General features: G+C 62.0%; 9 protein-coding genes. 4 read left to right on the top strand and 5 right to left on the bottom strand.

What is annotated here, in order from left to right:
• Positions 1-18 precede the first annotated feature (18 nt).
• From AC244_RS11540 to AC244_RS11550, 3 genes are all read right to left on the bottom strand, one after another.
• Entirely contained in the window at positions 19-1,122 is a 1,104-nt protein-coding gene (locus tag AC244_RS11540) for a glycosyltransferase family 2 protein (protein WP_053248974.1), read from the bottom strand.
• Between the two features lie 15 nt (positions 1,123-1,137).
• On the bottom strand, positions 1,138-2,337 hold the full coding sequence (locus tag AC244_RS11545; protein ID WP_053248975.1) for an acyltransferase family protein: 1,200 nt from the start codon (positions 2,335-2,337) through the stop codon (positions 1,138-1,140).
• Between the two features lie 321 nt (positions 2,338-2,658).
• The gene (locus tag AC244_RS11550) at positions 2,659-3,471 is read right to left on the bottom strand and encodes a MerR family transcriptional regulator (protein WP_053248976.1); all 813 of its coding nucleotides are present in this window, start codon (positions 3,469-3,471) and stop codon (positions 2,659-2,661) included.
• A gap of 230 nt (positions 3,472-3,701) precedes the next feature.
• On the opposite strand from AC244_RS11550, the gene AC244_RS11555 reads away from it, so the two are divergent.
• From AC244_RS11555 to htpG, 3 genes are all read left to right on the top strand, one after another.
• A complete protein-coding gene (locus tag AC244_RS11555) occupies positions 3,702-4,970 on the top strand; it encodes a 4-aminobutyrate--2-oxoglutarate transaminase (RefSeq protein ID WP_053248977.1) in 1,269 nt (422 codons plus the stop codon).
• A gap of 137 nt (positions 4,971-5,107) precedes the next feature.
• The gene (locus tag AC244_RS11560; protein WP_053248978.1) at positions 5,108-6,583 is read left to right on the top strand and encodes an NAD-dependent succinate-semialdehyde dehydrogenase; all 1,476 of its coding nucleotides are present in this window, start codon (positions 5,108-5,110) and stop codon (positions 6,581-6,583) included.
• A 183-nt stretch (positions 6,584-6,766) separates the two neighbouring features.
• On the top strand, positions 6,767-8,656 hold the full coding sequence (gene htpG / locus AC244_RS11565) for a molecular chaperone HtpG (RefSeq protein WP_053248979.1): 1,890 nt from the start codon (positions 6,767-6,769) through the stop codon (positions 8,654-8,656).
• 58 nt (positions 8,657-8,714) lie between these two features.
• Here htpG and AC244_RS11570 read toward each other — a convergent pair whose 3' ends face one another.
• The gene (locus tag AC244_RS11570; RefSeq protein WP_053248980.1) at positions 8,715-9,908 is read right to left on the bottom strand and encodes a CaiB/BaiF CoA transferase family protein; all 1,194 of its coding nucleotides are present in this window, start codon (positions 9,906-9,908) and stop codon (positions 8,715-8,717) included.
• Positions 9,909-9,918: 10 nt separating this feature from the next.
• On the bottom strand, positions 9,919-11,106 hold the full coding sequence (locus AC244_RS11575; protein WP_053248981.1) for an acyl-CoA dehydrogenase: 1,188 nt from the start codon (positions 11,104-11,106) through the stop codon (positions 9,919-9,921).
• A 194-nt stretch (positions 11,107-11,300) separates the two neighbouring features.
• Here AC244_RS11575 and AC244_RS11580 point away from each other — a divergent pair, with 194 nt between their 5' ends.
• The gene (locus AC244_RS11580) at positions 11,301-12,071 is read left to right on the top strand and encodes a hypothetical protein (RefSeq protein ID WP_053248982.1); all 771 of its coding nucleotides are present in this window, start codon (positions 11,301-11,303) and stop codon (positions 12,069-12,071) included.
• Positions 12,072-12,163 lie beyond the last annotated feature (92 nt).

Genomic DNA, 12,163 nt, shown 5'->3' on the forward strand with positions numbered 1-12,163 from the left:
GGGCGTTCGACTGTCATACTAGAACGGGCCATGACGGGGAAGGACGTTGGATGCCGGCACGGACTGCAGGTATCGCGACAGGGCATCCATGCGCCTCATCGCAGCCAGCGACAGGCTGCTGCACCAGGGCGCATGAACGCCTGCGATGAGGCCGTATCGCTCCCGGCGCCGGATAAGCCCCCATTTTCCCGTCCGCGTCAGGAACTCATGGGTGAGCTGCGGCCGCCGCTCGTCGCTGACAAGCTGGTAGAGGAAATAGAAGAGGTTCAAGGCGCCCTCCTCATAGCCGGCGCGGCTTTGCTGCGGGTACCTGGAAATCCTGTCTTCGAGCGCCAGTATGCAGTTCGCGGCATTTCCGATCGTCTCGGACGTGACGGCAAGGCCGATGTCATTGAGCGCCTGGGGATCGTCGCAAAGACGTTCGCGCTCGAGGTTTTCAGCAACAATCTGCAGGTGGGTGCGGCGCATTTGGCGCTTGTGCTTGTTCGTCACGCTGTTGCCATGGATACGATAGGCGACCATGGCCTCGTCGATCATCATCGCCGGAAAACGGTCGGTGACGCGCCGGAAGAGATCGAAATCCTCCGCATGCACATAAAGCGCGTCATAGGTGAGCATATCCTCCGGAATGACATGCCTGTTGTAGACGACGGTCGAGTGCATGAAAATCGTGAAGAACATCGACAGCGCCTTCAGGTTCTCCGGTCGATAGATCGGATTGGGCGTGCCGCGGACGATACGATCGCCGATGAGCGTATCGATGCGGGTGCCGCACAGCGCGAGCTGCGGCTGTTGCATGAACAGCGACACCTGCCGCGACAGCCGTGACGGATAGGAAATGTCGTCGGCATCCATCCGGGCGATGAGATCGCCCTTTGCCAGAGCGAGACCTTCGTTCAAGCTCGCGATCAAACCGCGGTTTTCGCGGGAGATGATGGTGACGCGGCCGTCGGCCTTTTGATAACGCCGCATGATTTCCAGTGAGCGATCACGCGAACCATCGTCGATGGCGATGATCTGCAGCCGTTCGTAGTCCTGCCTCAGAATACTCTCAAGCGCCGCGGCGAGATAGGACTCGGCGTTGTAGACGGGCAGCAGGACGGAAACCAACGGAACGGTCATGAACAATCTCGAACGTTATTGCAGATCTGAGGCTTGAAGCGCGTTTCCCCGGCCAGCGGCGTCCGCGCGATGAGCCGGATGCGGCAGCTCGTCCCTTCGCCCTTGAAACCAGTCGACAGTGCTTCTAGCGCTCGCGGCCGGTGCACTTGGCCGACCGTTGGCACGAAGATAGGGAAAGTGCCGCTTCAAGGCGTTGAGCGGCTTCTCCAACGCCAGCCAGGAGAACGCCGCCACGACCAAAGTGGCGGCACCTGCGACGACCAAACGCCCGACGCCCTGTTCCGAAACGTTGACCGGTATCCACCCCTGCGCCTTGACGACCAGCGCCAGCACGACCGGATGAAACAGGTAGACGCCATAGCTGACGCGCCCGAGCGCCGTCAGCGGCGGGAATTCCAGCAACCTGCCGAAATCGCCACGAAACCCGGCGGAAGCGCTGCCGACCAACATTGCAAGCGGGACGAGAGGCAAAACTTCGAGACCGATCCAAACGACCCAATCGAGCACCGGCCCCACCGGCATCGATCGACCCCAAAGCAGCACGAGGGATAATATGGAAAGCGGCAGCCAACTGACTGTCATCCATCGCGGCCAGGCCGTGGCCGTCAACCGGTGAACTGCCAAGAGGGCACCAGCCGCCAGCGCATCCATCGATGCAGGAGGCAGAAGGTCTCGTGCAAGCGAGGGCTCCCCCGTGAGCGGCCAATAAAAGCGGTATGCCAGCGAACAGGCGATGACGCCGACGCAGAGCCGCCCGATCCAGCGGCACGGCGTCAGCAGAATAAGGAGCGGCCAGACGATGTAGAATTGTTCTTCAATGCTCAGGCTCCAGGTGTGGCAGAGCACCCACGGCGTCCACGCATCCTTGAGCGCGTACCAAAAGTTCGAGAGATAAAGCGCGTGCCATGCCCAGCCTTCCCTGGCGCCTTCCAGATTGACCAGCCACACGAGGCCCAGCATGCCGAAATAGGGTGGGAAGATGCGCAGGGCACGGCGAATATAGAACGACCTGAGGGCCGTCGCTGCTTCGAACTGCGCCGCGGAACGCGCGTCGAGGAGCAGCCGCGTTATCAGAAAGCCGCTGAGCACGAAGAACAGCCGCACGCCGACATGCCCCCAATGGGAATCGTCGGCGGCAAAGAAATGCGCGTACAGCACCATCGAAACGGCAGCGGCTCTCAATCCGTCCAGTTGCCGGTCGCGCATAGTCAGCATTAAATGTCCCCTCGGAGTTCCGACCGCTGCGGTCTACTTCCTGTGGAGCCAACTCCGTGGTCAGCTACGATTTTTGCCGCGAGGTTGCCATTTGCTTCCAAGAAGCGCGAAGGGTCCGGTCGGTCGCAAGACGCGTTGAGGGCGGCCCCCAAAACCTTAGGGCCGATTAGGGCCAAACTTTGACCGCTCGATTGGCAACCGCGCGCGTATACCGTCGGCTGACGGCTGACGCGACGCCCGCGAATTCGATCGCTGCTGCAGAACCGAACCGCAAGCGCTTGTTTCGTTTCAGAAACAAACATCCTCAAGTCAGCCCGAGGCTCAGAATGTCGGCGGCGTGTTGATCCAGAGGAGAACCGTTTCGCCGTCATGCCGGTTGGTCCAGGCATGGCGGCGTTTACTTTCAAAGTAGAGCGAATCGCCGACGCTCAGGTCGTAGAACTGGTCACTGTCGAGAATGAACTCGACGCGCCCCGAAAGCACGTAGACGAATTCTTCCCCGTCATGCCGATAGGCGCCTTCGCTCGAAGCACCCGGCTCGAGCACGAAGCGATGGCAATCCATCTGGTTACGACCATCGGCCAGGAGCTGCACGGTGACGCCGGGCGTCGTCTTCGGCCAGCTTCGCCACTCTCCCGCACGGACGACGGCCCGGGCATCGGCCTCTTCCTCACCGGAAAGGCTCGAAACCGTCGATCCGAAATATTCGGCGATATTGTGCAGGACGGCGACCGAAACCCCCTGCGAGGTTCTTTCGAGCGTCGAGAGGACGGAAGCGGCAATGCCAACTTCGCCTGCAACCTGCTCCAGCGTCCTGCCGGCGGCATGCCGCAGACTGCGCAACTTGCGGCCGACCTGATTGTCAATACCGCTCTCGCCCGCTGCAGGCGCGTCGTCATCCCCGACCCCTTCGGCTTCGAGTGCTTCTCTGATGGCAGCGGGATTGAGACCGCGCTCGACCCGGAACCAGGAGATGCGTTTCAGCCGGGCAAGATCACCTTCGGTGTATTGCCGGTGGCCGGTCGGCGAGCGCTCGGGCACCACCAGTCCTTGCGTTTCCCACAAACGGAGCGTCGAGGCGGATACACCCGCCAATCGTGCAGCCTCGGCAACCTTGTAGCGCACGCCGCCCATTTTCTGTTTCCCTGTTTCGATCGCGGGTGCCGGCGCGAATCTGCGCCGCGCCCGCGCATTGGCGAACTTACCTGCCGGGCATGACCTTTTACAAGAATGCGTCATCAGCGCCGGTGTTCTCTCGATCACCAAATTTGATTTGCATTCCATTTTGAAAGATGTACCACTTCCCAAACAATCTTGCAGAAAAAATGCAATATATTGCCTCCGCCAGCAACAGGACACGCGCCATGACTAGCCTCACCGATCGTAAGAACGCTGCCATTTCCCGTGGCGTCGGCATGACCACGCAGATCTACGCCGACCGTGCGGAGAACGCCGAAATCTGGGACAAGGAAGGCAACCGCTACATCGACTTTGCCTCCGGCATCGCCGTCGTCAACACCGGCCACCGCCACCCCAAGGTGATCGCTGCCGTGAAGGCGCAGCTCGATCGCTTCACCCACACCTGCCATCAGGTCGTGCCTTACGAGACCTATGTGCATCTCGCCGAACGCCTCAACGCGCTTGCGCCCGGCGACTTCGCCAAGAAGACGATCTTCGTTACGACCGGCGCTGAAGCCGTTGAAAATGCGGTGAAGATCGCCCGTGCGGCGACTGGCCGCCAGGCCGTGATCGCGTTTGGCGGCGGCTTCCATGGCCGGACCTTCATGGGCATGGCGCTCACCGGCAAGGTGGTGCCGTACAAGGTCGGCTTCGGCGCCATGCCGGGCGACGTCTTCCACGCCCCCTTCCCGATCGAGCTACACGGTGTCACCGTCGAGCAGTCGCTAGCAGCGCTGAAGAAGCTCTTTGCCGCCGATGTCGACCCGGGCCGCGTGGCCGCCATCATCATCGAGCCCGTGCAGGGCGAAGGCGGTTTCTACCCGGCTCCGCCGACTTTCATGAAGGCATTGCGCGAAATCTGCGACCAGCACGGCATCCTCCTGATTGCCGACGAAGTCCAGACCGGTTTTGCCCGGACAGGCAAGATGTTCGCGATGGACCATCATGAGGTTGCGCCCGATCTGATGACGATGGCAAAAAGCCTGGCCGGCGGTTTCCCGCTCGCTGCCGTCACCGGCCGCGCAGAGATCATGGACGCGCCGGCGCCGGGCGGCCTCGGCGGCACCTATGGCGGCAACCCGCTCGGAATTGCTGCGGCTCACGCCGTGCTTGACGTCATCGCCGAAGAGAAGCTTTGCGAACGCGCCGAGCAACTCGGCGGCCGCCTGAAGCAGCGCCTTGCGGCGATCCGCGAGCAGGCACCCGAGATCGTCGACATCCGCGGCCCCGGCTTCATGAACGCCGTGGAGTTCAACGATGTAAAGACCAATCTGCCGAGCGCCGACTTCGCCAACAAGGTCCGCCTGATCGCGCTCGACAAGGGCCTGATCCTTCTGACCTGCGGCGTGCACGGCAACGTCATCCGCTTCCTGGCGCCGATCACCATCCAGGATAACGTCTTTGCCGAGGCGCTTGATATCCTTGAGGCCTCGATCCTCGAAGCGCGTGGTTGACGCTTCGCCGGGCGACCGCTAACGCGGTTGTCCGGGCCGATAAAACGGCTCCGGGTGTCGGGAGGATCGACACCCGCAAAAACAAGGAAAAAGCGAGCCTGCCGGGATGCGCCAGGCATCGCTGGAGGATGCCCACCATGACCCTGACGCCGGCTTTGACGAAACACCTGCGCGCTGCCGATCTGTTTTCCGCATTGGACGGAATTGCGCATTCCGCCACGACCTGGGTGGGCGAGACCTTCGACGTCTTCAATCCGTCGACGGGAGAGCTTCTGGCGACGTTGCCGGATATGGGCATCGAACAGGCGAGTGCCGCCATCGATGCCGCCGCCGCCGCGCAGACCCTTTGGGCGGCAATGCCCGCCAAGGATAGAAGTGCGGTGCTTCGACGCTGGCACGACCTGATCATCGACCATGCCGACGATCTTGCCGCCATCCTGACCGCCGAAATGGGCAAGCCGGTCGCCGAATCGAAAGGCGAGGTGCTGCACGCAGCCGCCTATGTCGAATGGTATGCCGAGGAAGCCAAGCGCATCTACGGCGAAACCTTCCCGGCGCCGGCCAATGACCGCCGCATGCTGGTCATCAAGCAGCCCGTTGGCGTCGTCGGCACGATCACACCCTGGAATTTCCCCGCCTCGATGGTGGCACGTAAGATCGCGCCGGCACTTGCCGCCGGCTGCGCCATCGTTTTGAAACCTGCCGAGCAGACGCCGCTCGTTGCCGGAGCCTTGTTCGTTCTGGCGGAGAAGGCCGGTTTCCCGGCCGGCGTCGTCAACCTGCTTTACGCCGCAGAAGGTGCCGCGATCGGGCGCGAGCTCTGCAGCAACCCCAAGGTTCGCAAGATCAGCTTTACCGGCTCGACGGAAGTCGGCCGCCTGCTGATGCGCCAGTGTTCCGATCAGATCAAGAAGGTCAGCCTGGAACTCGGCGGCAACGCGCCCTTCATCGTTTTCGACGATGCCGATATCGACGAGGCGGTCGATGGCGCCGTTCAGGCGAAGTTCCGCAATGCCGGACAGACCTGTGTTTCGGCAAACCGCATCTACGTGCAATCGGCCGTGCATGACGCCTTTGCCGAGAAATTCGTCGCCCGCGTGGCCGAACTGTCCGTCGGCGACGGCTTTTCCGCCGGCGTCACGATCGGGCCGATGATCGACCGGCATGCCATCGAGAAGATCGAAGCCCATGTCGCGGATGCCGTGTCCAAGGGCGCCGAGGTGCGCAGCGGCGGTCATCGCATCGGCACGTCAGGAACCTTCTTCGAACCGACGGTACTAACCGGCATTTCGACCGACATGCGCGTGGCCCAGGAAGAGACATTCGGCCCGATCGCCCCGATCATCCGCTTCGAGACCGCCGAACAGGTGATCGCCGAGGCGAATGATACGATCTATGGCCTGGCCGCCTATTTCTACGCCGAAAACCTCAAGCGTGTGTGGCATGTGGCCGAAGCGCTGGAGTACGGTATGGTCGGCATCAACACCGGCCGCATGTCTTCGGAAGCCGCCCCCTTCGGCGGCATCAAGCAATCCGGCATCGGCCGCGAGGGCTCCCGCCATGGGCTCGAAGACTATCTCGAGATGAAGTATCTCTGCATGGGCAACATCTGAGCGTTGCTTTCCGTTAGAATGTCTCAACCTCTTGCTTCGCCGCCGATTGCAAAGCTTTGTGGACTGCGGCCGGCGTCATGCCTGCCAATGCCCAGCCTGTCATAAACAGCACTTGAAATTGTGAAGCGCGCTTGCCAATTGGGGCACGAACCAGGGACAAGAACCATAGGAGTTGCCACCGCGATGAGCGAAGTTGAAATGTCCGTCGAGAAACATGTCTTTGAAGCCGATGTAGCCAGGCTGCTCCATCTCATGGTGCACTCGGTCTATTCCGACAAGAACGTCTTCCTCCGCGAACTGATTTCGAACGCCGCGGACGCCTGCGAGAAGTTGCGCTACGAGGCGATCGTCTCGCCGGAACTGCTGAACGGCGACACGAGCCCCAGCATCAAGCTGACGCTCGACGAGGAAAACAACCGCCTCGTTGTCGAAGACAATGGCATCGGCATGAGCCGCGACGAACTCGTCGAGGCGCTCGGCACCATCGCCCGCTCGGGCACGCGCGCCTTCATGGAGCGCATCGAAGCGGCACAGGGCAAGGACGGCGCGCAGCTCATCGGCCAGTTCGGCGTCGGTTTCTATTCCGCCTTCATGGTCGCCGACAATGTCGACGTCGTCTCACGCCGCGCCGGCTCGGAGCATGCATGGCTCTGGTCGTCGGACGGCAAGGGTAGCTACACGGTCGCAGCCGCCGATCTTGCAGACGCGCCGGCGCGCGGCACGCGCATCACCCTGCACCTGATGGAAGATGCCAAAACCTACACCTCGCGCTGGACGGTCGAGCGCATCGTCAAGGACCAGTCCGGCCATGTCCCGGTTCCGATCTCGATCGTCGAGAAGCCCGGCGCCGAACCCGTTTCCGTCGGCGATGGCACGGCGCTCTGGACCAAGCAGAAGAGCGAGATTTCCAAGGAAGACTACGCCGATTTCTACCGGGGCGTTTCGGGACAGTACGACGATCCCGCATTGACCGTGCATTTCCGCGCCGAGGGTCGGCACGAATATACGGCTCTCGCCTTCGTGCCGGGCTCCAAGCCTTTCGACCTCTTCGACCCGGACCGCAAGGGTCGGATGAAGCTCTACGTCAAGCGCGTCTTCATCACCGACGAGGCCGAATTGCTGCCGCGTTATCTGCGTTTCGTTCGTGGCCTCGTCGACACGTCGGACCTTCCGCTCAACGTCTCGCGCGAGATGATCCAGGAGAGCCCGCTTCTCTCCAGCATTCGCAAGGGATTGACCAACCGCGTACTGACGGCGATCGAAAAGCTGGCGGAGAGCGACCGCGAGACCTTCGACAAGGTCTGGGAAAACTTCGGCAGCGTGCTGAAGGAAGGCATTTACGAGGACTTCGAACGCCGTGCGCAACTAATCGCGCTTTCCCGCTTCCGCACGACCACCTCGGAAGAGGGCCACCGCAGCCTTGCCGACTACGTCAAGGACATGAAGGACGGCCAGTCGGCGATCTACTACCTCACGGGTGACAACCTCGCCCAGCTCAAGGCATCGCCGCAGCTTGAAGGTTTCCGCGCACGCGGCATCGAAGTGCTGTTGTTGACCGACCCGGTCGATAGCTTCTGGGTGACGTCGGCGCCGGACTTCGAAGGCAAGCCGATGAAGTCGATCACCCAAGGCTCGGCCGATCTCGGCAGCGTCACAAAGCCGGAAGGCAGCGCCGATAGCGCGCCCGAGGCGAGCCAGGCGGTGACCGACTTTGTCGCCTTCGCCAAGGAAACGCTCGGGGAAGCCGTATCGGAGGTTCGCACCTCCGACCGCCTGACGGAAAGCGCCGTGTGCCTGGTGGCGCCGGAGCATGGCCCCGACCGTCAGCTCGAAAAAATGCTGCAGGGCGCCGGCCGCCTCGACAGCGCGGCAAAACCGATCCTCGAGATCAATCCCGGCCACGCGCTGATTGCGGCGATTGCCGCCTGCCCGGCCGATGATAGCGCCTTTCGTGCCGACGCCGTTCAGCTTCTGCTCGATCAGGCCCGCGTTCTCGATGGCGACAAGCCGCAGGACCCGCGCGCGTTTGCCGAGCGCCTGTCACGCGTCTTCAACCGGGCGCTCAAGGTTTAACGCAGCGATCTAACTGCCTGTAATTGCAGAGATGAAGGGTGAGAGGGAGAGATCCCCCTCACCCTTTCGCTTGTTCGGGCGCGGCTGTCATGCCGATCTCGGCCAGCACCTCCGCCGTATGCTCACCCAAGCGCGGAACACCGCGGTCAAGCACCAGCGAGGCATCGGAAAAACGGATCGGCGTGCGGACACCCGGCGACGTTCCGCAGGCCGCACCGGAATGGGGTGTGTCGATCTGCATCTGCCGGTGCATGATCTGCGGATCGGCGAAAACGTCGGCTACCGTGTTGATTGGACCACCCGGAACGCCTGCCTCTTCCAGCAATGTCAAAAGCGTGTCCCGTTCGAACTTTGCCGTTTCAGCCGCAAGCGCCGGTGTCAGGCTGTCGCGATTCTGGACGCGGGACGCGTTGGTCAGATAGCGCTCGTCCGTCGCCAGATCGCCGCGGCCGAGCAGGTTACAGAACTTGACGAACTGTCGGTCGTTGCCGACGGCGACGATCAGGTGTCCGTCCGCCGTCGGAAACACCTGGTAGGGCGCAATGTTCGGATGGGCGTTGCCAAGCCGGCGCGGCGCCTTTCCCGAGACGAGAAAGTTGAGCGCCTGATTGGCGAGCACGCCGGTCATGCAGTCGAGCAGCGCCATGTCGATCTGCTGGCCCTTGCCCGTCCGCTCACGCTGCGCCAACGCTGCCTGCACGGCAATGACGCCATAAAGCCCGGTGAAGATATCGGCGAATGCGACGCCGATCTTCTGCGGCTCGCGATCAGGCTCCCCGGTCAGGTCCATAATCCCGCTCATGCCCTGAACGATATAGTCGTAGCCGGCGCGATGCGCATAAGGCCCATCCTGACCGAAGCCCGTTACCGAGCAATAGATCAGGCGCGGGTTGACCTTCTTCAGGCTTTCGTAATCGAGGCCATATTTCTGAAGGCCGCCGACCTTGAAATTCTCGAGCAGGACGTCGGACTGCGCCACCAGCCGGCGCACGGCTTCCTGCCCTTCCTGGGTCGTGAAATCGAGCACGACCGAACGCTTGCCGCGATTGCAGGCGTGGAAATAGGCCGCATCGAGCTTCTCCCCATCCTCGCCGGCAACGAAGGGCGGTCCCCAGGTGCGGGTGTCGTCACCCGCCGGGCTTTCCACCTTGATGACGTCGGCGCCGAGATCGGCCAGCGTCTGGCCGATCCAGGGACCCGCAAGAATGCGGGCGAGCTCAAGAACGCGAATACCCTTCAGTGGCGCTTCCATGATCGGCCGCTCAGAAGAAAGCCTGGAGGCCGGTCTGGGCGCGGCCGAGGATCAGTGCATGAACGTCGTGCGTGCCCTCATAGGTGTTGACCGTCTCAAGGTTCACCATGTGGCGCATGACCTGGTACTCCTCGGAAATGCCGTTGCCGCCGTGCATGTCGCGCGCCATGCGGGCGATATCGAGCGCCTTGCCGCAATTGTTGCGCTTGACGAGCGAGATCATTTCCGGCGCCATGCGCCCTTCGTCCATCAGGCGACCGACGCGCAGCGAGCCCTGAAGCCCGAGCGAAATCTCGGTCTGCATGTCGGCAAGCTTCTTCTGGAAGAGCTGCGTCTGGGCGAGCGGGCGGTTGAACTGCTTGCGATCGAGACCGTATTGACGGGCGGCATGCCAGCAGAACTCGGCAGCACCGAGCGCGCCCCAGGAAATGCCGTAGCGGGCGCGGTTGAGGCAGCCGAACGGGCCCTTGAGGCCTTCGACGTTGGGGAGCAGCGCATCTTCGCCGACCTCGACATTGTCCATGACGATTTCGCCGGTGATCGAGGCACGCAGCGACAGCTTGCCGGCAATTTTTGGCGCCGAAAGGCCCTTCGTGCCCTTGTCGAGCACGAAGCCGCGAATGGCATTGCCATGGGCTTCCGACTTTGCCCAGACGACAAAGACATCGGCGAGCGGCGCGTTGGAGATCCACATCTTCGAGCCGACGAGGCGGTAGCCGTTTTCCGTCTTGATGGCGCGGGTCTTCATGCCGGCCGGGTCGGAACCGGCGTCTGGTTCGGTCAACCCGAAGCAGCCGATCCATTCGCCGCTGATCAGCTTCGGCAGATACTTCTGCTTCTGCTCTTCCGAGCCATAGGCGTAGATCGGGTAGATAACGAGCGAAGACTGAACGCTCATCATCGAGCGGTAACCGGAATCGACGCGCTCGACTTCGCGGGCGACGAGACCATAGGCGACATAGGAAGCGCCGACGCCGCCATAGGTCTCCGAAACGGTCACGCCGAGCAGGCCGAGGTCGCCCATCTCGCGGAAGATCTCGGGATCGGTCGATTCTTCGCGATAGGCAGCAATGACGCGCGGCTGCAGCCGATCCTGCGCATAGGCCCGCGCGGTATCGCGGATCATGCGCTCGTCCTCGGTCAACTGATCTTCGAGGAGGAACGCGTCATCCCATTGAAATTGCGTCTTGCCGGTCATGTTTCTCTCCCATCGGATTTTTCCACTTGCGGTTATGGCAAGCAGAACCAAGGCTTTCAAACGAAATTGAGGCACCGCCTCATGCGTCCGCGGAATGGCCCCGGGGCGATCTTAACCTTGTTTAGTGAAGCCTCATGGACCGCCGGTTATGGTTGTCATACTCTTAACGGGACATTTATGGGAGCGCGTCCGTCATGGATCGTCAAATCTGCAATGTCCGATTGACACCCCTGCTCTGGTTCATAGCAGTGATGATTGCCGGCCTGATCGCAATCCATTGTTTCGTCATGGTTTGCTGGACGCTGAAGAGCTGCGGGCCCTTCACTGCCAGCGTGACGAATTACGGCCATCTCTTCGATCTCAATCGCGAGCTGAACATCCCGACCTGGGCGAGTTCCGCTCTGATTGTCATGGTCGGCGGCGCCTGCGCGTTGGTCGGGCTTGCCGAACGGCAGCAGGGCGGCCGGGCGTGGCCGTGGTGGGGACTCGGTGTTGTCTTTGCCTATATGTCAATGGACGAAGCGGCCGAGTTGCATGGGTTGCTCGCCAACGAGAAACTGGCGCTGCCGGGCATGACGGGCGCTGGATTCGCATGGCTCGTCCCTGGGCTTATCCTGGCCGCGATGGTCGCCCTGGCCTATCTGCGTTGGGTGCTGAGACAACCCACCGAAGTACGTAACCTTTTCTTCGTCGCCGGCACTGTTTACGTCACCGGCGCCCTCGGCTTCGAAGCGTTGGGTGGCCTCTTGGCCGATCCGACCTACTTCAACCCTGCCTATCTCGTGGCTTCGACAATCGAGGAAACGCTCGAGTTCCTCGGTATGCTGATCATGCTCTACGCCGTGCTGCGTCGTCTGGATATGTTCGGCCTAGCCTTCGGCTTTACCGTGTCCCGTCCACGTCAGGCGACAACGACCGAGGACGCGGTCCAGCAGAGGGACTTTGGCGGAGCAACGGCTGGCTGAGTCTTCTCGGTGGTAGGCGATCGCAATCCGACCGCTTGGTTTTCTCCGCCTTGCCGCGCAAGACGCGCCTTCGGCGAGCGCGCATGTTGCAA

Origin of the sequence: Ensifer adhaerens, from assembly GCF_001270265.1 — a bacterium.
GTDB classification, from domain to species: Bacteria; Pseudomonadota; Alphaproteobacteria; order Rhizobiales; family Rhizobiaceae; genus Ensifer; species Ensifer adhaerens_B.